Raw genomic sequence first — 21,188 nt, 5'->3', positions numbered from 1 at the left:
TCCCCAGACCGAACCGTCATTGTCTGTAATGGAGAACCAGTATGAACACACGCAAGCGCTTTGCCCTGGCCGCCCTGGCCCTGTGCGGATTCACCGGCCTGGCCCAGGCCTCGGATGTCAATGTGGAGGTGGTGCCTTATCAGTACGGCATGCGCCTGGACGTCGCCAAGGTCATCTCCATGACCGAGCCGCCGACCAGCCGCTGCGAGATAGTGACCGCCAATATGCGCTACATCAACAAGGCCGGAGAACTGGCGGAAATCTCCTACCAGAAGCACGCCCACGCCTGCATGTACGAAAACTGATACGGCGTGCCGCAGGCACAGGGGCCCGCGCGGCTGAGCGTTGCCGGGGGAGCGCGCTCAATGGGCCCTGCGCTTGAGGCCTGACACCCCCCCCGGGGCATTGGCCAGGTCGTAGCGCAATTCGGCGATCAGTTCGTTGATTTCCCGGCAGCCATTGAGCCGCGCGGCGTCAATGCCGCTGACCACCAGTTCGACCCGGTCGGTTTCATGGTCGCCATAGACCTTGACCGTCATCGACAGGTCCGGACTCAGGGTGCATTGGCAGCGTTTGGGCAGAAAGCTGCTCTCAATGATGTTGCGCAGTTCCAGGGCAGATAAAAACATGCTGACGCTCTCCTTTTATTCAACACGACCAATCAATGGGCAGATCCCTGCTGGCCGCGACGTCCGTGTTCGCTAGTGATCCTGGCTTGGATCGGTTTTGTCCTGACAGACCCAGCCAGGTTACAGAGTAAGCCGCTTTGGCGAGCTTGCTTAATTCGATTTCGCTCTCAGTACCCAGGGTTTTGACGTAAGCCGGCAATGGCTGGCGGTTGCGCTGCTGGTTTGCCGCCCCGCAGAATGCCCGGGTCTTGGTCCACAGCGTGGCCCGCTCAAAGAGTCGCACCTGATACAACGCTGATCCTTGCCCTCGCCCGGAGTTCCCTCCTTGATTACCTGCCATGTCAAATATGTGATCGATCCCTACCAACTGGCCGAGTTCGAAGCCTATTCCAAAGCCTGGATCGCCGTGGTCAGGCGTCTGGGCGGCACCCACCATGGGTATTTCCTGCCCTCGGAAGGGGCAAGCAACATTGCCTATTGCCTGTTCAGCTTCCCGTCCCTGGCCGATTACGAAGCCTATCGCCAGCGCGCTCTGAGCGATCCGGACAGCGTGGCCCTGGTGGCGTCGGTGATGGAGAAGAAGTTCATCCTCAGTTACGAACGCAGTTTCCTGCGCCCACTGCTGTCCTAGGAATCGGCCGGGCGGCGCGGCGCTTAGCCGGCGAAGAGGCCTGGAAGGCGGGGGGCTTGGCTGGCAAGCCCGCTGCTAGGCCGAAAGGCTGCTCAAGGCGGCGCGCTCGGCGACGTGGCGCAAGCTGTCGAAATTGATGTTGGCGCCGGAGTCGATGGCCACCAGGGTCTGGCCACGGATGCCGCTCTGGGCCACGTACTGCTTGATCCCGGCCACCGCCAGGGCGCCGGAAGGCTCGGTGATCGAGCGGGTGTCGTCGTAGATGTCCTTGATCGCGGCGCACAACTGATCGTTGCTGACGCTGATCACCTGATCCACGTGATGCCGGCAGATCCGAAAACCATGCTCGCCGATCTGCGCCACTGCGACACCGTCGGCAAAGGTTCCCACTTTGGGCAACACCACCCGCTCCCCCGCCGCCAACGCCTGCTGCAGGCAGTTGGAATGTTCCGACTCAACCCCGACGATGCGGATCTGCGGCCGCAGGTATTTGACGTAGGCGGCGATCCCGGCGATCAACCCGCCACCGCCCACCGGGACGAAGATCGCGTCCAGCGGCCCCGGCTGCTGGCGCAGGATCTCCATGGCCACGGTGCCCTGCCCGGCAATTACCTGGGGATCGTCAAAGGGCGAGACGAAGGTGCTGCCGGTGCGCTCGGCCAGGCTCAGGGCGTGGGCCAGGGCAAAGGGAAAGCTCTCGCCATGCAAAATCGCCTCGGCGTCGCGGCTGCGCACCCCCAGCACCTTGAGTTCCGGGGTGCTGGCAGGCATCACGATGCTCGCCTTGATCCCCAGTTCCCGCGCGGCCAGGGCCACGCCCTGGGCATGATTGCCGGCGGACGCGGTGATCACCCCCCGCCGCTTCTGCTCCGGGGTGAGTTGCGCCAGGCGGTTGTAGGCACCACGGATCTTGAAGGAAAAGGTCGGCTGCAGGTCCTCGCGCTTGAGCAGGACCTGATTGCCCAGCCGCTGCGACAAGGCGGGCGCCGCCTGCAACGGCGTGCAGATCGCCAGGTCGTAGACCGGCGCGGCGAGGATCATCTTCACGTAGCGTTCCAGCAAGGCCATGTCGGCGCTGGGCAAAGGGGTGCTGGCAAGACGGCTGGGGTGATTCATGAAGGTGCTCCTGGCTGTGTTCGGAGCCCGGGAGACAGAGAGAAAAAACCCGCCTCCAGGGCGGGTTGGGTGCAGTCGTCAGCAAGCCCGCCAATCGGTAATGGCGGTAATAATGCTTGGCTGGGAACGATCGGCAGAAAAAGTCATGGACCGGAAACTAACCGCGCCAGCCCCTGGCGGTCAACGCTTTTCTCCCAGGCTCACACAAAGCAACCCCACTCCCCCACCTGCTACCCGCTTGCCGCTTGCCGCTTGCCGCTTGCCGCTGATTATACGAAACATATACGATTCATATATTTGCTCAAGGGAGCCCCCAGACATGGGCATCGTCAAGATCTCCGATGAACTGCACCAGCAGATCCGCGTGGCCAGCGCCGCCATGGATCGCTCGATCAACGCCCAGGCCGAGTTCTGGATCAAGATCGGCCTGCTGGCCGAGCTCAACCCGCACCTGGCCTACAACGACCTGATCAACAAGTTGCTGCTCAACAAGACCGATCTGCTCAGGGGGCAGGCATGACCCAGGCCCTGATCAAGACCCCGGAACAACTGGCGCTGATGCGCGAATCCGGGCGGCTGCTGGCCGAGGTATTCACCTTTCTCGACGGCTTTGTCGCCTCGGGCCTGTCGACCCTGGAGCTGGACAGCGCGGTGGAACACTTTATCCGCCACCAGCTCAAGGCGCGCCCGGCGAGCAAGGGCCAGTACAACTACCCCTATTGCATCAACACCTCGATCAACGAGGTGGTGTGCCACGGCATGCCCCACGCCAAGGCCGTGCTCAAGGACGGCGACATCGTCAACATCGACATCACCCTGGAAAAGCACGGCTACATCGCCGACGCCAGCAAGATGTACCTGATCGGCGAGGTCGGCCCCAAGGCCCGGCGCCTGGTGGACACCACCTTCGAGGCCATGTGGGCGGCGATCAAGGTGGTGCGCCCCGGCGCTCGACTCGGCGATATCGGCCATGCCATCCAGGCCCACGCCGAGGCCAAGGGCTACAGCGTGGTGCGTGAATACTGCGGCCACGGTATCGGCCGGCAGATGCACGAGGAGCCGCAGATCCTGCACTTCGGTCGCCCCGGCACCGGCCTGGAACTGCGAGAAGGCATGGTCTTCACCATCGAGCCGATGCTCAACCAGGGCAGCGCCCGGGTCCGCGGGCTCAAGGACGGCTGGACCGTGGTGACCCGCGACAACGGCCTCTCGGCCCAGTGGGAACACACGGTGGCGGTGACCCGCGACGGCTTTGAGGTGCTGACCCTGCAGCCGCAGTAAGACTCAGCAGGCCTTCTCGCTGTGCCCGCTGAGCCGCCGCAGCCCCAGGGACATGCCGGCCGCCGCCAGCAGCATGGCCAGCAGCAACAGCGAATAGGCGATCCACCACGGCGTGCCGGCGGTCATCATGCTGAATTCGGACATGCCGCCGATGCTGGCAATCAGGTTCAGCGGCAGGAACACCACGTTGATCAGGGTCAGCTTGCGCAACAGCTTGTTGGTGCTGTTGTTCATTAGGTTGCCCCGGGCGTCCATCAGCCCGGCAAACACCGTGGAGTAGATTTCCGCCTGCTTGTAACACTGGTTGTTCTCGATGATCAGGTCGTCGATCAGGCCAACCGCCTGCGGGCCGAAGCACTCCTTTTGCGCATGGTTGCGCAGCCGGGTCAGCAGCGCGCCATTGCTGTGCAGGGCGTTGAGGTAATAGATCAGGCTCTCGCTGAGGTTGAACATCTGCATCAGGTGGCGGTTTTCCATCGAGCTGTTGAACTTGTCCTGCAGCTCGCGGGCCACCAGCTTGATCACCTTGAGGTGCCCCAGGTAGTGATGGATGTTGTTGAGCAGCAGATCCAGCAACACATCCAGCGGGGTATGCAGATTGTGCCGCGCGCCCAGCCCCTGCAACGGCGTGTGGTCGGGGGCGATCACCAGCAGCCGGTCCGGGGAAAACAGCAGGCCGCAGGACGACACCTCGAAGGACAGGCTGCCGCCGCCGGAATAGTTTTCCGGACGCTTCCAGATCAGGAACAGGTAATCGGGGTGGAATTCGATGCGCGACACCTCGTCCGGGTCCAGCGCCGAGGCCAGGGCGTGCTCGTCGAGCTTGAAGGCGCTGTGCAACAGGTCGCGCTCCGCCAGGTCCGGGTTGCTGAACAGCATGACCTGGGCGTCCAGCTCAGGCACTGCTTGCAGGCTGCCGTGGGCCAGCCGATAGCTGTGGATCATCGGCGCCTCACCAGGCCTGGCCGCGACGCTTGAGTTCCAGGCGCCGGACGAACTCCTCCAGCACCAGGGAATACAGGTCGTCCTGCAGGTAGGCGTCCTCGATGCCGGCATCGAGGTTGGGGTTGTCGTTGACCTCGATCACCACCACCTTGTCCCCGGACTGCTTGAGGTCGACCCCGTACAGCCCGTCGCCGATTAGGTTGGCGGTCTTCACCGCCAGCTCCACCACCGCTCGCGGCGCTTCGTGGACCGCCAGGGTGCGGCACTCGCCGTTGATGTCCTGGCCCTTGGCCTTGTGGTTGTAGATCTGCCAATGGCCCTTGGACATGAAGTACTGGCAGGCAAAGATCGGCTTGCGATTGAGCACGCCGATGCGCCAGTCGTACTCGGTGTAGAAGAATTCCTGGGCCAGCAGCAGCACCGAGTGCTCGAACAGTTCGGCGGTGGCCGCAAGCAGCGCCTGCTGGCTTTCGACCTTGATCACGCCTCGCGAGAAACAGCCGTCGGGGATCTTCAGCACCAGGGGAAAGCCCAGGCGTTCGCCGACCCGCTCGAAGTCTTCCGGTCGCTCCTTGTAGAGGATCTCGGTGGCGGGCATGCCCAGTTGATGGCCCTTGAGCAGATCGGTGAGATAGACCTTGTTGGTGCAGCGCAGGATCGAGGTCGGGTCGTCCATCACCACCAGCCCTTCGCTCTCGGCCTTCTTGGCAAAGCGGTAGGTGTGGTTGTCGACGCTGGTGGTTTCGCGGATCAGCAACGCGTCGTATTCGGCCAGCCGCGAGTAGTCCTTCTTCTCGATCAGTTCCACGTCGATGCCCAGGCCCTTGCCGACCCGGATAAAACTCTCCAGCGCCCGGACATTGGAAGGCGGTAGCGCTTCATGGGGATCGTGGAGTATCGCCAGGTCATAACGGGCCAGTTGCCGGGATCGCGGCACCCGCCAGACTTTGCGGCTGAAACTGTCCAGCGAGTTGGCAAACTGATCTTCCTGATCATCGCGCAACTTGTGCAAGGCACCGGACTTCACGCCTTCGATATGCCAACTGTCGGTTCTCTTGAAATCAACTAACAGAATCGGACAGGGAAACAGTTCAAACAACTGGCGGGCCAACTCCTGCAATGGCTCGATATGCGTCCGGCCAAAGTAAAGAGTCAAGGTGAAACCTTCGGTATCACTGTAAAGATGATTGCTCAGGGCTTTTTCCAGGGTCTTGTCCAGGTCGTCCAGAGCCAGCCCGTAAAGGGCCTTGCGGGTCAGTTCGCTGATCGTGCGCACCGAGGGAATCACCCGGTGGCCGCGGGCCTCGGCCAACAGCGAGCAGTAGTAACCGTGCCCCAGGTACTTGTAGCTGCGGCACAGGTTGATCACCTGAACGCGTTTTCCCGGCACGCTTTCGCGGCTCTGTTCGAGGTATTCCTGGGCCGTGAGAATGTCTTCGCTGGGAAAGTAGGACGCCCAGTCTTCCTTGCGTTCGACAATGATGATGACTTGACTTGAAGTTCTGCCCAGTGGGGAAAAATAACTTGCCGAAGTGATTGTCGCCGGCAAACTTTGCTCGGATACTTCTCGCCAATGACCTTGTACCGCTGACATAAAGTTCGCTCTCGCTGAAGAACCTGACCCTTTCTATTAAGCACGAACTTTTTTTGAAGTCTCGTTTCGTTACGCAACTTTTACGGCGGTTATATGGATCTTGTCTTTCGCACTGCAACCCCCGACGATCTGCCGGCGCTGGTGGCCCTGGAACAGCAATGTTTCACCAGCGACCGGCTGACCCCGCGCAGCTTCTTGTGGATGATCAACCGCGCCCACGGCCAACTGCTGGTGGCCGAGCATCAGGCACGCTTGCTCGGCTATGCCCTAGTGCTGTTTCATCGCGGCACCTCGCTGGCGCGCCTGTACTCCATCGCCATTGCCGAGGACGCCCGCGGGCTGGGCCTGGGCAAACGCCTGCTGCAACGGATCGAGGCCTGCGCCCTGGCCCATGACTGCGCCTATCTGCGCCTGGAGGTACGCACCGACAATCCGGCGGCGCTGGCCTTGTACGAACGCCATGGCTACCGGCGCTTTGCCCGGATCCACGATTATTACGAAGACCACGCCGATGCCCTGCGCCTGGAAAAGCGCATCCTTCAGCACCGCGAAACCCGCTCCATCCGCGTGCCTTACTACCAGCAGACCACCGACTTCACCTGTGGCCCGGCCTGCCTGCTGATGGCCATGGCCGCCCTGCAACCCTCGCGCTCGCTGGAGCGGCGCGAGGAACTGCAGATCTGGCGCGAAGCCACCACGGTATTCATGACTTCCGGCCACGGGGGCTGCAGCCCCCAGGGCCTAGCGCTGGCGGCCTGGCGCCGCGGCTTTGCCGTGCGCCTGCAGGTCAACAGCGCCGGGCCGCTGTTTCTCAATGGCGTGCGTGACGAGCATAAAAAGGACGTCATGCGCCTGGTCCACGACGAGTTCTGCAAGGAGCTGGACGCCAGCGAGGTGCAGCAGGTGCTGGGCGGACCGCTGGACCTGCCCAGGCGCCTCAGTGAAGGCGGCCAGCCCCTGGTCCTGATCAGCAGCTACCGCCTGACCCGTTCCAAGGCCCCCCACTGGGTGATAGTCACCGACTGCGACGACGACTTCGTCTACCTGCACGATCCGGATGTGGACCACAGCCAGCACCGCCAGCCCATGGACTGCCAGCACTTGCCGGTGAGCCACGGCGAGTTCGACAAGATGTGCAGTTTTGGCAGCAGCAAGCTGCGCGCCGCGGTCATCCTCTCCTCGCGCCCCCAGGCGTAGGAGCCGGCTGGCCGGCGAAGCGGTCCTTGAGCCTGGTGCTGTGCTCGCCGACGCTTTCGCTGGCAAGCCAGCTCCTACGGCTGTGGGTGTTGGGGCGGGTTATTCCAGGCCAACCTTGTACAGGCCGCCCTGATCCTCGTCGGTGAGCAGGTACAGATAACCGTCCGGCCCCTGGCGCACGTCGCGAATGCGCGCCTTGAGGTCCCCCAGCAGACGCTCTTCATGGGTGACACGGTCGCCGTCGAATTGCAGGCGGATCAGCTCGCGGTCGGCCAGGGCGCCAATGAACAGGTTGTGCTGCCAGGGCTTGAAGCGCTCGGCGTCGTAGAAGGCCATGCCGCTGATGCCGGGAGATTTCTCCCAGACGTGATGCGGGGCCAGGGTACCCGGGACCGTCTGGCCCGTGGCCTCGGGAATCGGCTGGCCGGAATAGTCGACCCCGTGGGTCGCCAGGGGCCAGCCGTAGTTCTTGCCCCGCTCGATCAGGTTGATCTCGTCACCGCCCTTGGGCCCGTGCTCGTTCTCCCACAGGGTGCCGCTCCAGGGGTTGAGCGCCGCGCCCTGGGGGTTGCGGTGGCCGAAACTCCAGATCTCCGGCCGCACCCCGGCCCGGCCAACAAAGGGGTTGTCCTCCGGCACCCGGCCATCGGCATACAGGCGCACGATCTTGCCCTGAAGCTTGTCCAGGTCTTGGGCGGTGGCGCGGTTGTTGTTCTCGCCCAGGGTGATGAACAAGTAACCGTCGCGATCGAACACCAGCCGAGAACCGAAGTGATTGCCGGTGGACAGCTTCGGCTCCTGGCGGAAGATCACCTGGAAATCCTTGAGCCCGCTCAGGTCATCGCTCAAGCGGCCGCGACCCACCGCGGTGCCGGCAGTCCCGCCCTCGCCACCGCCCTCGGCATAGGACAGGTACACCAGGCGGTCCTGCTGGAAGTCCGGCGACAGCGCCACGTCGAGCAAGCCACCCTGGCCATTGGCCCAAACCTTGGGCACACCGCTCAAGGGAGCCGAAAGTTTGCCGTCCGGGCTCACCAGGCGCAGGTTGCCGGGACGTTCAGTGACCAGCATGCCCTGGCGATCCGGCAGGAATGCCAGGGCCCAGGGATGCTGCAAGCCTTGCACCACCGGGGTCAGGCTGAGACGGCCCTGCTCACTGGCAAAGGACTGGGCACTGGCCGCCGAAGCGGGCAAGGCACTGCCCAGCAGAACGCTGGCGCACAAGGTGGCCAATAGGGTTTTACGCAACATGCTCGCTTCCTTCTATGGCTCAAGAGAATCCCTGGCGACCCGCGCGGCGGCGGCCGCCCATCCAGCAAGGCACCTCAGCGCCGGTTGCTGTTGTCGCTATCGTTGTTTCGGGGACTTTGCACCCGCGGATCGGGGTTTGGCCGCTGCACCCCGCCACGGGGATAGCCATTGCCGATACCGCCATTCTCCAGGCTGGGCGGCCGGCCAATGGGCGCGGTGCTGGGGCCGCGCACCGGCGGACTGGCGCTCCGGGTGCCCTGCATGCTGTTGGGATTGGCCCGGCGAATGGGGTTGCTGTAGGGGTCGTTGTTGCCGCTGTTGGGCAGGTTTTGCGCCAGTTGCATGGCACCTGGCAGCGGATTGAAAGGAGGCGTTTCAGGGCTGGCGGCCCAGGCCGCGCCACTGGCCCAGGCCAGCGTGATCAATGCGGCAAGGCCGCGAGCCAGACGGTTCATGACAAGCCTCCTGAGGAGCGACAAGGTATCGAATACGATTCCACGCTACGCCCAGGGTTCGGCTTTGTTAATTAAATAATCCGCTAGAACCTGTAACACCCGGTGTCCGCGGCCCGCCTTAGACGCCGCCGCGTAGGAGCCGGCTTGCCGGCGAAGAGGCCGCTAAGCCCTGCATCGCCCGGGCTCGCGCAGGCAAGCCAGCCCCTGCGCAGGCCCGCCTCCAGATGCAGGAGCAGGCCAAGAGGCGGGCTGGGCCGGTCAGATATAGATGAACAGCAGCAGCAAGGCGGCGAAGATCGCCCACTTTTCCAGGTAGTAGCGGGTGCGGTTGCGCTTCTTCAGTTCCTTGCCCCGCAGGCGGATCTTGTACAGCTTGTTGAAGGCGCGGTTGAGGCCACCAGTCTTGTCCCCGGCGTCGTTGGGCGAGCCGGCGGCGGACATCACGGTGCGGCTGAACCAGCGATTGAACGCTGCCGCCCAGCGATACTGCATCGGCCGCTCGACGTCGCAGAACAGAATGATGCGGTTCTGCTCGGTGGTGTTTTCCGCGTAGTGGATGTACGTCTCGTCGAACATCACCGCTTCGCCGTCGCGCCAGTGGTAGCGCTCGCCGTCGACTTCGATGAAGCAGCCTTCGTTGTTCGGCGTGGACAGCCCCAGGTGATAGCGGTAGGACCCGGCATAGGGGTCGCGGTGGCGAACCAGGCGCGAACCGGGCGGCAGCTCGGCGAACATCGCCGCCTTGATCGAGCCGATGCTCTGCACCAGCTCGGTGGTGCGCGGACACAGCTTCATCGCCGAAGGATGGCTGTCGCCGTACCACTTGAGGTAGAAACGCTTCCAGCCGGTCTTGAAGAACGAGTTGAAACCCACGTCGTTGTACTGGTCCGAGCGCTTGATCTCCCCGGCCTGCAGCAACTGCTGACCTTCGGCGCGGATCTCTTCCCAGTGCTCCTGCAGCTTGTTCATCTCGGGGAAGTCGGCCGGGTCCAGGTAGGGCCGGTTGGGAAACTTGGAGAACAGATAGAGGAAGCAGTTGATGGGCGCCAGGAAGGTCGAGTGATCGCTGAGTTGGCGTCCCAGTTTATGGCGCACGCGCCCCCGCAGGTGTACGTACGCAATGGATAAAACGTATACAGCGGCAATGATGAGTTTCACGGAAATCGTCACACGTCAGAAGAGAACATGCTGCGCCCCTGAAAGCCCGGAGGGCCAAAGGCAAATGGCAGCGTCTGAGTTGAAAAAAACATGATCGGCGAAGGCTTGCATCGCCGATCCGGCCCTCGGCATCTGGCCGTCGGCTGGCATTTTAGCCACAGTTTGTAACCAAGGGTTAACTCAAATTTGTGAAAAGCTGCGTGACTTCTGGAGAAAATTGCCGGTATCGGGTGAGGTTTTGATTCAGCTCAACAAAACCCTCTGCAGCCCTCTGGTCTGCCTCTATGGGCTGTGTCGAACGAGTGGCTGCGCTATGCTGCGCGCCGCCCACTTCCCTTCCACCCCGCAAGGACAGCGCCACTGATGGCCACCCCTCTTTCGCCGACCCTGGTGCTGCTGCCGGGGATGGACGGCACCGGCACCCTGTTCGAACCGCTGCGCCAGGCCCTGGACCCCAGCCTGCCCGTGCAAGTGCTGGATTACCCCGCCGATCAGGTGCTGGGCTACTTCGCCCTGGTGGAACGCGTATGGCAACAACTGCCGACGGACCGCCCGTTCGTGTTGCTGGGCGAGTCGTTTTCCGGCCCGGTGGCCGTGAGCCTTGCCGCCCGGCGTCCGGCGGGCCTGCTGGGGCTGGTGCTGTGCTGCAGTTTCGTGCGCAACCCACGGCCGGCGCTGGCGCCCCTGGCGCCGCTGCTCAGACTCATGCCCGTGCAGCGCTTGCCCTTATGGCCGATGGACGCCCTGCTGCTCGGCGGCTTTTCCACGCCATCGCTGCGCCAGGCCTTGGCGACCGCCATTGCCCAGGTGGCGCCGTCCGTATTGCAGGCCCGGCTGCAGGAGGTGATCGCGGTGGACGCGAGCCGGGCCCTGAGCGAAACCTCAGTGCCGCTGCTGTACCTGCGGGCCTCCCGCGATCGGCTGGTGCCGGCCTCGGCGGCGGCGCTGGTCCGCCAGTTGCGCCCGGATGCGCACCTGGTGGACATCCACGGGCCGCACTGCCTGCTGCAGGCCGCGCCGCAAGAAGCTGGCGCACCGTTGCAAGCCTTTATCCAAGCGTTGATTCCTGCCCACAACGCAGCCGGTGACCACTGAACATTGCGCCCACAGGGTAAATTCCCTACCCGAGCGTCATACAACTGCTCGTTTACATATGCGACAATGCGCACAAATTCCAACACGCACCCCGCACTTTTTGCTCAGCAACCCGGCCCTGGCGCCGGAATGTTGCGCTCGACGTACGCCCGCTGGCTCAGCTCCACACTCAGACCGGCCCGACCTGGAAGGCTCCAGATCGCGCTTTGTGGATTCAAGGTCGGCGCTAAATCATTGGTAGGTAAGTAATTGATCTCCACAGCTAACATCACCATGCAGTTCGGCGCCAAGCCACTGTTCGAGAACGTTTCGGTCAAGTTCAACGGTGGCAACCGTTACGGTCTGATCGGCGCCAACGGTTGCGGCAAGTCGACCTTCATGAAAATCCTCGGTGGCGACCTTGAGCCGTCCGGCGGCCAGGTCATGCTGGAGCCCAACGTGCGCCTGGGTAAACTGCGCCAGGACCAGTTCGCCTACGAAGAATTCACCGTGATCGACACCGTGATCATGGGTCACGAGGAGCTGTGGAAGGTCAAGGCCGAGCGCGACCGCATCTACTCGCTGCCGGAAATGACCGAAGAAGACGGCATGGCCGTGGCCGAGCTGGAAACCGAGTTCGCCGAGATGGATGGCTACACCGCCGAATCCCGCGCCGGTGAATTGCTGCTGGGCCTGGGCATTCCCCTGGAACAGCATTTCGGCCCGATGACCGAAGTCGCGCCAGGCTGGAAACTGCGGGTGCTGCTGGCCCAGGCGCTGTTCTCCGATCCGGAAGTGCTGCTGCTGGACGAACCGACCAACCACCTGGACATCAACACCATCCGCTGGCTGGAAAACATTCTCACGGCGCGTAACAGCACCATGATCATCATTTCCCACGACCGGCACTTCCTGAACAGTGTCTGCACCCACATGGCCGACCTGGACTACGGCGAGCTGCGCCTGTTCCCGGGCAACTACGACGAGTACATGATCGCCGCGACCCAGTCCCGCGAGCAGCTGCTGTCGGACAACGCCAAGAAGAAAGCCCAGATCGCCGAGCTGCAGACCTTCGTCAGCCGCTTCTCGGCCAACGCCTCGAAAGCCAAGCAGGCCACGTCCCGGGCCAAGCAGATCGACAAGATCCAGCTGGCCGAAGTCAAGCCGTCGAGCCGGGTCAGCCCGTTCATCCGCTTCGAACAGACCAAGAAGCTGCACCGCCAGGCAGTGACCCTGGAGCGCATGTCCAAGGGTTTCGATGGCAAGACCCTGTTCCAGAACTTCAGCTTCACCGTCGAAGCCGGCGAGCGCGTGGCGATCATCGGTCCCAACGGTATCGGCAAGACCACTCTGCTGCGCACCCTGGTGGGCGAGCTGACCCCGGACGCCGGTTCGGTGAAATGGACTGAAAGCGCGGAAATCGGCTACTACGCCCAGGACCACGCCCACGACTTCGAAGACGACGTCAGCCTGTTCGACTGGATGGGCCAGTGGACCCAGGGCGAGCAGATGATCCGTGGCACCCTGGGCCGCATGCTGTTCTCCAACGACGAGATCCTCAAGTCGGTGAAGGTGATTTCCGGTGGTGAGCAAGGCCGCATGCTGTTCGGCAAGCTGATCCTGCAAAAGCCCAACGTGCTGGTGATGGACGAACCGACCAACCACTTGGACATGGAATCCATCGAGGCCTTGAACCTGGCCCTGGAGAACTACCCGGGCACCCTGATCTTCGTCAGCCACGACCGTGAGTTCGTTTCGTCCCTGGCCACTCGCATCATCGAGCTGAGCCCAAGCGGGGTGACCGACTTCAGCGGCACCTACGACGACTACCTGCGCAGCCAGGGCGTCATGTTCTAAAGGCAGCGGTAAGCGGCAAGAAGAAAGCCCCGTCCAGTGTGACGGGGCTTTTTCGTATGCACGCCCCCATTCGTAGGAGCCGGCTTGCCGGCGAAAAGGCCCTTGAGTCGGCATTGCCCCTGAGAACGCCTTCGCTGGCAAGCCAGCTGCTACGGGGCGGAGGGGAAAGATCGTTAGCCTGCTTCCTTTTATAATCGCGTCACGCGATGATGCGGATCTCTAACCGCCGCACGCGAACGAGCCTTCATGCCAGAGCCACAAAGCCCCGCTCAAAGCTCCATGGCGATCACCCTGCAGATCGTCTCGATCGTCTTCTATACCTTTATCGCCTTCCTCTGCATCGGCCTGCCGATTGCCGTATTGCCCGGGTATGTGCACGAACAATTGGGTTTTAGTGCGGTGGTTGCTGGCTTGACCATTGGCTCGCAATACCTGGCCACCCTGCTCAGTCGGCCCATGGCCGGGCGCATGTCGGACACCGTGGGCACCAAGCGCTCGATCATTTACGGCTTGCTGGGGATTTTGCTCAGTGGCCTGCTGACCCTGGGTTCGGTGCTGCTGCAGGACTGGCCGCTGGCGAGCCTGAGCGTGCTGCTGGGGGGACGCCTGCTGCTGGGCGTGGCCCAGGGCCTGATCGGGGTCGGCACCATCAGTTGGTGCATGGGCCAGGTGGGCGCGGAGCACACCGCGCGCTCGATTTCCTGGAACGGCATCGCGTCCTATGGCGCCATCGCCATGGGCGCGCCGCTGGGGGTGGCGATGGTGCAGCAGTACGGCTTCGCCAGCCTGGGGATCGCCCTGTCGCTGTTGGCGGTACTGGCGCTGCTGCTGATCCGCAACAAACCCTCGGTGCCGGTGATTCGCGGCGAACGCCTGGCGTTCTGGGCGGTGTTCGGACGCATCGCCCCGTTCGGCGCCAGCCTGTGCCTGGCTTCCATCGGCTACGGCACCCTGACCACCTTTATCACCCTGTTCTACCTCAGTCGCGGCTGGACCGGCGCGGCCTATTGCCTGACGGTGTTCGGGGTGTGCTTTATCTGTGCGCGCCTGCTGTTCATTTCCAGCATCAGCCGCGTTGGCGGCTTTGTCGCGGCCATTGCCTGCATGTGCATCGAGACTATTGGGCTGGTCCTGCTCTGGCTGGCGCCGTCCACCGCCTGGGCACTGATCGGCGCCGGACTTGCCGGCTGCGGTCTGTCGCTGGTGTACCCGGCCCTGGGGGTGGAAGCCATCAAGCAGGTGCCCAACAGCAGCCGCGGTGCCGGCCTGAGCGCCTATGCGGTGTTCTTCGATCTGGCCCTGGCCATCGCTGGCCCCTTGATGGGCGCCGTGGCGCTGAACCTGGGGTATGGGTGGATCTTCTGCTGCGCCGCCCTGCTCTCGATCAGCGGTCTTGGCCTGACCCTGTTGCTCAAGCGCCGGGCCGGCGCCTGAATCACTGGTCGGCGGTCTGCATCCCGGCCCGGCTTGGGCGACCCAGGGTATGGGCGAAGAACTTGCCGGCCTCGGCAATCAGGTTGCGATGGATATCCTCGCGGTCGACACCGTCGGCATCGGTGCACAGGGCCGGCATGGCCGCCAACTGCTCGGCGGTGCACGGCGCCATGAACACGAAGTGCCCGGCGCCGGCCAGCAGTTTGAACTCCGGCGCCACCGGCAGCTTGCGGGCCAGGGCCGCGGCGTTCTTGTCCAGGGCCACCAGTTGGTCGCCATCGCCGCTGTAGAGCAGCACGGGCACATGCACCCCGGCCAGGGTGTGGCGGCCGAACTTCAGGCTCAGGGGCGCCATCAGCATCAGCGCATGCACCCGCGGATCGGCCACTGGCTGCAGGTCGTCGCGGTCGACGATCAACTCGCCCCGGGTGTTGCAGGCATCACGGTCATCGGGACGTTCCTGGCAATAGCGCCGCAGGCGATCCAGGTCGGGGGTGGCGCCGGACAGGATCAAAGCCGTCTCGCCGCCGGCGGAATAGCCAATCACCCCGACCTGCTCGGCATTGACGAAGGGCGACAGCATCGGATCGCCCAGGGTCGCGGTAATGGCTTCGGAAATCTGGATCGGCCGGCCATACAGATTGCTCAAGGTGCCCAGGCGGCTGTGGTCCTTGGAGTTGTCACCGGGATGAATCACCGCCACCACCACGAACCCCTTGCGCGCCAGGGAGGTGGCCAGGTCGTGCAGGGCCAGGGGCGTACCGGTATTGCCGTGGGACAGCATCAGCATCGGAAAGCGGCCAATGGCGATCTTGGCGTCCCGCGAGGCGGCGATTTTGTAGCCTTCGAGCACACTGGCGTGCTCGATGCCGGTGGACGGATAAAAGGCAATGGCGCGCATCGGCTGCAGGTCCAGGGGATCGAGAAAGCTCATCTCATGAAAGCCCACGCTCCAGTGCGGATGGGGCCCAGGGGCGGCCTGCACCGAAATCAGGCTGCTGAGCAGGCAGATCAGTAACATTGCACTAAGACGTTTCATGACACGCCCACCTTTGCCGCTGGATCGAGAAAGCCCTTTGCTCCTGCCATCCCTTGCCGCCAAGGCCTTGAAGCGAGATCGGCCCGACACCCGGTATGCACAGCGAGGAAACACCCCTGCGCTTTTCCCGAAACCTGCATAACCTGGGCCAGAAAGACTGAAAACCAGCAATAAAAAAACTCCGCATCCTGATCACTTTGAACAGTGATCAGAATACAGAGTCTAGTGCTGCCTGCCGTGCAGGAAAGCGTCTTTACACAAGTCTTACGCGGCGGCGAAGAGTTGCTCGCTGATCTGCGCCTGGGCATCGCTCAGGGCTTTGTTGCGCACTTCTTCACCGTAGGCCAGGCCCTGGGCACGGACGAACTCGATGTCGGTGATGCCGAGGAAGCCGAACAGCAGCTTGAGGTAATCCTCGTGGGCGACGCCAGTAGCCTGACCCGCATGCAGGCCGCCGGCGGTGGAAACCACTATCACTTTCTTGCCACCGCACAGGCCTTGCGGGCCGGCTTCGGTGTAGCGGAAAGTCTGGCCGGCCACGGCAATGCGGTCGATCCAGGCCTTGAGCTGGGTCGGAATGGTGAAGTTGTACATCGGCGCGGCAATCACCACGGCATCGGCGGCCTGGAACTCGGCCAGGGCCTGGGCGCTGAGCTGGGCTTCGTGCTGCTGCGCGGCATCGCGCAGTTCGGCGGCGGTGCCGGCGGCCACCAGGGTAGCGGCGGAGAAGTGGCTGATGGCATCCGCGGCCAGGTCGCGGTAGGTCACGGTCAGGTCAGGCTGGGCGGCTTTCCAGGCCTCAACCACGCTGTGGCTCAGCTGGCGGGAGGCCGAGTTGTCACCAAGGATGCTGGAATCGATATGCAAGAGTTTCATCTGGGATCTCCAAGTGAGGACCGCCACTGGGCGATCGGATGTGCGCAATCCTACAGATGAATTCAATGGCTGATTAGCCAGTACAAATGCGATAGTTCGTCCCATCAGCAGGACAATCGAGCCCTCCTCTCATGCAAGACCTCAACGATCTGTATTACTTCGCCAAGGTGGTGGAAGCCGGTGGCTTCGCCGCCGCCGGGCGTTTGCTGGGCATTCCCAAGTCGCGGCTGTCGCGGCGCATTGCCGAACTGGAAGAGCGGCTCAAGGCCCGGCTGCTGCAACGCACCACCCGCCAGCTCAAGCTCACCGCCGTGGGCGAGCGTTACTTGCGCCATTGCCAGGCGATGCTGCTGGAAGCGGAAATGGCCGACGAAGCCGTGGCCAGCATGGCCAGCGAACCCCGGGGACGCCTGCGGGTGTCGAGTCCGGTGGGGCTGGCCCATGAGTTGCTGACACCGCTGGTCAGCAGCTACCTGCAGAAATACCCCCAGGTGCAGCTGGAGATGCTCTTGCTCAACCGCCGCGTCGACCTGGTGACCGAAGGCATCGACGTGGCCCTGCGGGTGCGTGAACACGGCGATGAAGATCCGCTGCTGGTGACCCGCCGCCTGCGTCCGGCGCAAACCGTAATCGTCGCCACTCCCGACTTCCTCAAGGAGCACCCGGTGCAGCATCCGCAAGACCTGCGGCAGGTGCCCATTCTTGGCGCCCTGGAGGCCGATCGGCTGGTGCACCTGCGTCTACTGGACCAGCAGGGCAATGCCTGCGACCTGGCCCTGGAAGCGCGCCTGGGCATCGATGACTTCATCATGCGCCGCGCCTGTGCCCTCGCCGGCCTGGGCTGCACCGTCCTGCCGATGATGTATTGCGAGGCCGAACTGGCCAGCGGCCAACTGGTGCAGATGCTGCCGCAATGGTCATTGCCCGGCGGCTGGCTGCAAGCGGTGTATCCTCACCGCCGCGGTGTGTTGCCGGCCGTGCGGGCCTGGATCGAGCACCTGAGCCAATCCTTCGAAGGTTGTGGAGAACGACTGCTGTGAAAGATGCAATCCTCACTGAACAACAAGTGGCGCAATTCTGCCTGGACCTGCCCGGAGCGCGGGAGGACTATAAATGGGGCGGTGTGCGGGTGTTTTCGATTGCCGGCAGCAAGATGTTCGCCCTGCAGAACCTGCGGGGCAGCTCCCTGGCGTTCAAGGTCGACCAGGAGCTGTTTCTCGGTCATGTCGACCGTCCGGGCATTGCCCCGGCGCCCTATCTGGCGCGGGCCCACTGGATCATCATGCAAACGCCCTACCCGCTGGGTGCCGAGGAACTCCGGGCACTGCTGCAACGCTCCCATCAATTGGTGGTGGGCAAGTTGCCCAAGCGGGCGCAGGTCGGGCTGCTGCTCTAGAACAGGCTCAGCAGGCTGTTTTCCAGGAACAGCCGGTCAATCCAGTAGACCTGATGCACGGCCACGATCAGCCAGAACAAGGTCTGATAGGACAGCTTGCGGGTCTTGTGCCGCAGCAGTTGCTGGGCCAGCAAGGCCCCGGGCCAGCCGCCGGCCAGCTCCAGGGCGTGCAGCACGTTCTCCGGCGTGCGCTGCCCCTCTGCCCTGGCCCGGCGCTTGTCGTGCCAGTACAGCAGGAAGGTCAACAGGCTGACGGCGCCATAGGCGACCAGGGGGATGATCGAAATTGCTCGCCACCACAGGGACAACGAGCCGAACAATGGCAATGCGCACAGCAGGACAAATACCAGCAACTTGAGCTTCAGGTGGTGGATACGCGCGCCACTGCCGACGCGCGCTTCGCTACGGCCCGTCGTCACGATTTGGCCGCCGTCCAGTCGACCCAGCCGAACTGCCAGGTCGCCAGGATCAACAGGCCGAAGGCGATGCGGTACCAGGCGAACGCCGCGTAGCTGTGGCTGGCAATGAACTTCAGCAGGCCCTTGACCGCGATCATGGCGAAGATGAAGGCGGTGACGAAGCCGATGGCGAACACCGGAACATCATCGGGCTGGAACAGGTGCCGGTACTTGTAGCCCGAATACACCGCGGCCCCGACCATGGTGGGCATGGCCAGGAAGAACGAAAACTCGGTGGCGGTCTTGCGCGACAGGCCGAACAGCAGCCCGCCGATGATGGTCGAGCCGGAGCGCGAAGTCCCCGGGATCATTGCCAGGCACTGGGCACAACCGACTTTCAGTGCGTCCTTCCAGGTGATCTCGTCCACGCTTTCGGCGTGCACCCGATGCTCACGCCGCTCGGCCCAGAGCATGATGACCCCGCCGATCACCAGGGCCGTGGCCACGGTGATGGGGTTGAACAGGTAGGCATGGATCAGGTCGGCGAAGATCACCCCCAGCACCACCGCCGGGAGGAAGGCGATCAGCAGGTTGACCGTGAAGCGCTGGGCCTTGGGCTGGCTCGGCAGACCGATCACCACCTCGAGGATCTTGCGTCGAAACTCCCAGACCACGGCCAGGATCGCTCCCAGCTGAATGATGATGTTGAAGGCCATCGCCCGCTCGCCACCGAAGTCGAGCAGGTCAGCGACAATAATCTGGTGTCCGGTACTGCTGATGGGCAAGAACTCGGTCAAGCCTTCGACAATCCCGAGTATCAATGCCTGTGCGGCGCTCCAAAAATCCATCAATCCCCCAATAAGGCGATGCTCCAGGCATGCCTCTTTTTTAAGTAGTCGACTCAGTCACTGCGCTTGGCGCGGGTGAATTTTCCCCGGCCGCCAGTTCAACACAAGCCCATGAAAATTCTGTGAAAAAGGCAGAAAGGTTCAGGTTTTGCGCGAAAGCGCCGAAATCCTAGCAGACAGGCGCAAAATACACCGCGATGTTATTGGACTTCCGTAGGGTAGGCGCTCGAAGGCCGGCGTGCTTGGATGCTCACGGCCTTTTATGACAAGTACAAGAATCAGGAGTGACCGGATGATGAATAGCTTGCGCAAGATGTCCATCAGTCAGCGTTTGTGGCTGATCCTGATCGTGGCGGTGCTGACCCTGGTGACCCTGGGCGTAATGATGCTCGGACAGATTCACGGTGATCTGTACCAGGCCAAGGCACAGAAAACCCAGCATGTGGTGCAGACCGCCGCCGGGGTGCTCAATTACTACCAGGGCCTGGAAGCCGCCGGCAGCCTGAGCCGCGAACAGGCACAGCAACAGGCGCTGCAAACCATCCGCGGGTTGCGCTACAACCAGAACGACTACTTCTGGATCAACGACCTGACGCCGGTGATGATCATGCACCCGGCCAACCCCAAGCTCGACGGACAGAACCTGGCGGCGGTCAAGGACCCGGACGGCTTCCAGGTGTTCAACGAAATGGTCGCCCTGGCCAAGGCCAAGGGCGCCGGCATGGTGGATTACCGCTGGCCCAAGCCCGGGGCCGAGCAGCCGGTACAAAAGACCTCCTATATACAGCTGTTCCAGCCCTGGGGCTGGATCATCGGTTCCGGGGTGTACATCGACGACCTGCAACAGGAGTTCTATGCCCAGGTCCTGCAGGCCTCTTCCATTGGCCTGGTGATTGCGCTGCTGATGACCGCCCTGGTGGTGCTGATCGTGCGCAGCATCGTCAACCCGCTGCGCGAAACGGTGCACGCCATGGCCAACATCGCCAGCGGCGAAAGCGACCTGACCCGGCGCCTGGATACCCACGGCCAGGACGAAGTCACCGAGCTGGCCCGGCACTTCAATGGCTTTACCGCCAAGTTGCGCGGGGTGGTGACCCAGTTGCAGTCCAGCGCCGCCGCGCTGGCGCAATCCTCCAGCGAGCTGGGCAGCAACGCCAGCGAGGCCCAGGAGCGCAGTCAGCAGCAGTCCCAGCAGATGGAACAGGTGGCCGCAGCCATCAGCCAGGTCACCAGCGGCGTGCAGGACGTGGCCAGGAACGCCGAACACGCGGCCAGCGAAGTGCGCGAAGCCGAAGCCCAGGCCCAGCAGGGCCAGCTCAACATCGACGGCAGTCTGCAGCAGATCGATCAGTTGTCCACGACCATCGACCAGGCCGTGGAAGTGATCCGCACCCTGGCGACGGAAAGCACCCAGATCGGCACCGTGCTGGAGGTGATCCGCTCCATTGCCGAGCAGACCAACCTGCTGGCCCTGAACGCCGCCATCGAAGCCGCCCGGGCCGGGGAACAGGGCCGGGGCTTTGCCGTGGTGGCCGACGAAGTGCGCCTGCTGGCTCAGCGTACCCAGCAGTCCACCGCGGAAATCCAGGGCATGATCGAACGTCTGCAGAGTCACTCCGAAGCCGCGGTCAAGGTCATCGGCGACAGCAGCCGGGCCTCGCAGTCGACCATCGAACAGGCCGGGCTGGCCGGCACCAGCCTCAACGCCATCGGCCAGGCCCTGCGCACCCTCAACGAACTGAACGCCTCGATCGCCAGCGCCACCCTGCAACAGGCCCATGTGGTGGAAGACATCAACCACAACGTCGGTCAGGCGGCGGGCCTGTCCCAGGGCACGGCGCTGGCCGCCCAGCATTCCAGCGCCGCCAGCCGGCACCTCAAGGAACTCTCGGAACAGCTCAACGGCCTGCTGCGCCAGTTCCGCGTCTAGTCGCCACCGCTTGCGCGGCTCCGGGCTAACGTCCGGGGCCGACTCTGGGTACAATCCGCCCCCTCCTCCACTTCCCCAA

The 21,188-nt window shown here is 63.3% G+C and carries 21 protein-coding genes and 1 pseudogene; 11 read left to right on the top strand and 11 right to left on the bottom strand.

Annotated elements, in window-relative coordinates:
- Window positions 1–41 precede the first annotated feature (41 nt).
- Window positions 42–305 (top strand): DUF2790 domain-containing protein, encoded by a 264-nt coding sequence (locus tag GWQ44_RS24350; RefSeq protein WP_016965462.1) that lies wholly within the window; start codon window positions 42–44, stop codon window positions 303–305.
- A gap of 57 nt (window positions 306–362) precedes the next feature.
- On the opposite strand, the gene GWQ44_RS24345 is transcribed toward GWQ44_RS24350, so the two are convergent.
- Window positions 363–629 (bottom strand): DUF1652 domain-containing protein, encoded by a 267-nt coding sequence (locus tag GWQ44_RS24345; RefSeq protein WP_016965463.1) that lies wholly within the window; start codon window positions 627–629, stop codon window positions 363–365.
- A 325-nt stretch (window positions 630–954) separates the two neighbouring features.
- Here GWQ44_RS24345 and GWQ44_RS24340 point away from each other — a divergent pair, with 325 nt between their 5' ends.
- Window positions 955–1,260, top strand: coding sequence for an NIPSNAP family protein (locus GWQ44_RS24340; RefSeq protein WP_047304508.1), 306 nt, complete (start codon window positions 955–957; stop codon window positions 1,258–1,260).
- 99 nt (window positions 1,261–1,359) lie between these two features.
- Here the strand turns inward: GWQ44_RS24340 and ilvA are convergent.
- A pseudogene (gene ilvA, locus GWQ44_RS24335) lies at window positions 1,360–2,328 on the bottom strand (threonine ammonia-lyase, biosynthetic); the annotation flags it as partial.
- Window positions 2,329–2,695: 367 nt separating this feature from the next.
- On the opposite strand from ilvA, the gene GWQ44_RS24330 reads away from it, so the two are divergent.
- Together GWQ44_RS24330 and map are read left to right on the top strand one after the other, a co-directional pair.
- Window positions 2,696–2,896 carry a ParD-like family protein gene (locus GWQ44_RS24330; RefSeq protein ID WP_047304509.1) on the top strand — a complete coding sequence of 67 codons (201 nt, stop codon included), beginning with the start codon at window positions 2,696–2,698 and terminating at the stop codon, window positions 2,894–2,896.
- Entirely contained in the window at window positions 2,893–3,657 is a 765-nt protein-coding gene (gene map / locus GWQ44_RS24325; protein WP_016964547.1) for a type I methionyl aminopeptidase, read from the top strand. The genes GWQ44_RS24330 and map overlap by 4 nt, the downstream gene beginning before the upstream one ends.
- A 3-nt stretch (window positions 3,658–3,660) precedes the next feature.
- Here map and GWQ44_RS24320 read toward each other — a convergent pair whose 3' ends face one another.
- Both GWQ44_RS24320 and GWQ44_RS24315 read right to left on the bottom strand, forming a co-directional pair.
- Entirely contained in the window at window positions 3,661–4,602 is a 942-nt protein-coding gene (locus GWQ44_RS24320) for a magnesium transporter CorA family protein (protein ID WP_016964546.1), read from the bottom strand.
- 7 nt (window positions 4,603–4,609) lie between these two features.
- Window positions 4,610–6,196: a RimK family protein gene (locus tag GWQ44_RS24315; protein ID WP_275928426.1), complete on the bottom strand. Its 1,587-nt coding sequence runs from the start codon at window positions 6,194–6,196 to the stop codon at window positions 4,610–4,612.
- Between the two features lie 93 nt (window positions 6,197–6,289).
- Between GWQ44_RS24315 and GWQ44_RS24310 the strand changes: the two genes are divergently transcribed.
- The gene (locus tag GWQ44_RS24310; RefSeq protein ID WP_047304512.1) at window positions 6,290–7,393 is read left to right on the top strand and encodes a GNAT family N-acetyltransferase/peptidase C39 family protein; all 1,104 of its coding nucleotides are present in this window, start codon (window positions 6,290–6,292) and stop codon (window positions 7,391–7,393) included.
- Between the two features lie 99 nt (window positions 7,394–7,492).
- On the opposite strand, the gene GWQ44_RS24305 is transcribed toward GWQ44_RS24310, so the two are convergent.
- From GWQ44_RS24305 to lpxO, 3 genes are all read right to left on the bottom strand, one after another.
- Window positions 7,493–8,644 carry a PQQ-dependent sugar dehydrogenase gene (locus GWQ44_RS24305; RefSeq protein WP_275928425.1) on the bottom strand — a complete coding sequence of 384 codons (1,152 nt, stop codon included), beginning with the start codon at window positions 8,642–8,644 and terminating at the stop codon, window positions 7,493–7,495.
- A gap of 74 nt (window positions 8,645–8,718) precedes the next feature.
- Entirely contained in the window at window positions 8,719–9,099 is a 381-nt protein-coding gene (locus tag GWQ44_RS24300; protein ID WP_047304514.1) for a hypothetical protein, read from the bottom strand.
- Between the two features lie 258 nt (window positions 9,100–9,357).
- Window positions 9,358–10,257 carry a lipid A hydroxylase LpxO gene (lpxO, locus tag GWQ44_RS24295; RefSeq protein WP_016965370.1) on the bottom strand — a complete coding sequence of 300 codons (900 nt, stop codon included), beginning with the start codon at window positions 10,255–10,257 and terminating at the stop codon, window positions 9,358–9,360.
- Between the two features lie 291 nt (window positions 10,258–10,548).
- Here lpxO and GWQ44_RS24290 point away from each other — a divergent pair, with 291 nt between their 5' ends.
- From GWQ44_RS24290 to GWQ44_RS24280, 3 genes are all read left to right on the top strand, one after another.
- A complete protein-coding gene (locus GWQ44_RS24290) occupies window positions 10,549–11,352 on the top strand; it encodes an alpha/beta hydrolase (RefSeq protein WP_345894551.1) in 804 nt (267 codons plus the stop codon).
- A 249-nt stretch (window positions 11,353–11,601) separates the two neighbouring features.
- On the top strand, window positions 11,602–13,188 hold the full coding sequence (locus tag GWQ44_RS24285; protein ID WP_016965368.1) for an ABC-F family ATPase: 1,587 nt from the start codon (window positions 11,602–11,604) through the stop codon (window positions 13,186–13,188).
- Window positions 13,189–13,434: 246 nt separating this feature from the next.
- Window positions 13,435–14,622, top strand: coding sequence for an MFS transporter (locus GWQ44_RS24280; RefSeq protein WP_275928423.1), 1,188 nt, complete (start codon window positions 13,435–13,437; stop codon window positions 14,620–14,622).
- Window position 14,623: 1 nt separating this feature from the next.
- Here the strand turns inward: GWQ44_RS24280 and GWQ44_RS24275 are convergent, their stop codons facing one another.
- Together GWQ44_RS24275 and GWQ44_RS24270 are read right to left on the bottom strand one after the other, a co-directional pair.
- A complete protein-coding gene (locus GWQ44_RS24275; RefSeq protein WP_275928422.1) occupies window positions 14,624–15,661 on the bottom strand; it encodes a dienelactone hydrolase in 1,038 nt (345 codons plus the stop codon).
- Between the two features lie 264 nt (window positions 15,662–15,925).
- On the bottom strand, window positions 15,926–16,537 hold the full coding sequence (locus GWQ44_RS24270; protein WP_275928421.1) for an FMN-dependent NADH-azoreductase: 612 nt from the start codon (window positions 16,535–16,537) through the stop codon (window positions 15,926–15,928).
- Window positions 16,538–16,668: 131 nt separating this feature from the next.
- Here GWQ44_RS24270 and GWQ44_RS24265 point away from each other — a divergent pair, with 131 nt between their 5' ends.
- Window positions 16,669–17,577, top strand: coding sequence for a LysR substrate-binding domain-containing protein (locus GWQ44_RS24265; RefSeq protein ID WP_047304517.1), 909 nt, complete (start codon window positions 16,669–16,671; stop codon window positions 17,575–17,577).
- Entirely contained in the window at window positions 17,574–17,933 is a 360-nt protein-coding gene (locus GWQ44_RS24260; RefSeq protein WP_016968591.1) for an MmcQ/YjbR family DNA-binding protein, read from the top strand. Before GWQ44_RS24265 ends, GWQ44_RS24260 begins: the two co-directional genes overlap by 4 nt.
- Here the strand turns inward: GWQ44_RS24260 and GWQ44_RS24255 are convergent.
- Window positions 17,930–18,352 (bottom strand): DUF1294 domain-containing protein, encoded by a 423-nt coding sequence (locus tag GWQ44_RS24255; RefSeq protein ID WP_016968592.1) that lies wholly within the window; start codon window positions 18,350–18,352, stop codon window positions 17,930–17,932. The genes GWQ44_RS24260 and GWQ44_RS24255 overlap by 4 nt on opposite strands.
- Complete coding sequence (locus GWQ44_RS24250) at window positions 18,349–19,179, bottom strand: undecaprenyl-diphosphate phosphatase (RefSeq protein WP_016968593.1); 831 nt, start codon at window positions 19,177–19,179, stop codon at window positions 18,349–18,351. The genes GWQ44_RS24255 and GWQ44_RS24250 overlap by 4 nt, the downstream gene beginning before the upstream one ends.
- A 295-nt stretch (window positions 19,180–19,474) precedes the next feature.
- Between GWQ44_RS24250 and GWQ44_RS24245 the strand changes: the two genes are divergently transcribed.
- The gene (locus tag GWQ44_RS24245; RefSeq protein ID WP_042942318.1) at window positions 19,475–21,109 is read left to right on the top strand and encodes a methyl-accepting chemotaxis protein; all 1,635 of its coding nucleotides are present in this window, start codon (window positions 19,475–19,477) and stop codon (window positions 21,107–21,109) included.
- Window positions 21,110–21,188 lie beyond the last annotated feature (79 nt).

It is taken from the genome of Pseudomonas sp. 3MA1 (genome assembly GCF_029237275.1).
In the GTDB taxonomy this organism is placed as follows: Bacteria; Pseudomonadota; Gammaproteobacteria; order Pseudomonadales; family Pseudomonadaceae; genus Aquipseudomonas; species Aquipseudomonas fluorescens_AP.
This window is presented reverse-complemented; position numbering and strand designations above follow the sequence as displayed.

Excerpts from the sequence above, each read along its gene's own strand:
- GWQ44_RS24315 (WP_275928426.1), bottom strand. The coding sequence starts at position 6,196 with ATGTCAGCGGTACAAGGTCATTGGCGAGAAGTATCCGAGCAAAGTTTG.
- map (WP_016964547.1), top strand. The coding sequence starts at position 2,893 with ATGACCCAGGCCCTGATCAAGACCCCGGAACAACTGGCGCTGATGCGC.
- GWQ44_RS24300 (WP_047304514.1), bottom strand. The coding sequence starts at position 9,099 with ATGAACCGTCTGGCTCGCGGCCTTGCCGCATTGATCACGCTGGCCTGG.
- GWQ44_RS24305 (WP_275928425.1), bottom strand. The coding sequence starts at position 8,644 with ATGTTGCGTAAAACCCTATTGGCCACCTTGTGCGCCAGCGTTCTGCTG.
- GWQ44_RS24345 (WP_016965463.1), bottom strand. The coding sequence starts at position 629 with ATGTTTTTATCTGCCCTGGAACTGCGCAACATCATTGAGAGCAGCTTT.
- GWQ44_RS24280 (WP_275928423.1), top strand. The coding sequence starts at position 13,435 with ATGCCAGAGCCACAAAGCCCCGCTCAAAGCTCCATGGCGATCACCCTG.
- GWQ44_RS24275 (WP_275928422.1), bottom strand. The coding sequence starts at position 15,661 with ATGAAACGTCTTAGTGCAATGTTACTGATCTGCCTGCTCAGCAGCCTG.
- GWQ44_RS24270 (WP_275928421.1), bottom strand. The coding sequence starts at position 16,537 with ATGAAACTCTTGCATATCGATTCCAGCATCCTTGGTGACAACTCGGCC.
- GWQ44_RS24265 (WP_047304517.1), top strand. The coding sequence starts at position 16,669 with ATGCAAGACCTCAACGATCTGTATTACTTCGCCAAGGTGGTGGAAGCC.
- GWQ44_RS24310 (WP_047304512.1), top strand. The coding sequence starts at position 6,290 with ATGGATCTTGTCTTTCGCACTGCAACCCCCGACGATCTGCCGGCGCTG.
- GWQ44_RS24350 (WP_016965462.1), top strand. The coding sequence starts at position 42 with ATGAACACACGCAAGCGCTTTGCCCTGGCCGCCCTGGCCCTGTGCGGA.
- GWQ44_RS24245 (WP_042942318.1), top strand. The coding sequence starts at position 19,475 with ATGAATAGCTTGCGCAAGATGTCCATCAGTCAGCGTTTGTGGCTGATC.
- GWQ44_RS24330 (WP_047304509.1), top strand. The coding sequence starts at position 2,696 with ATGGGCATCGTCAAGATCTCCGATGAACTGCACCAGCAGATCCGCGTG.
- GWQ44_RS24320 (WP_016964546.1), bottom strand. The coding sequence starts at position 4,602 with ATGATCCACAGCTATCGGCTGGCCCACGGCAGCCTGCAAGCAGTGCCT.
- GWQ44_RS24250 (WP_016968593.1), bottom strand. The coding sequence starts at position 19,179 with ATGGATTTTTGGAGCGCCGCACAGGCATTGATACTCGGGATTGTCGAA.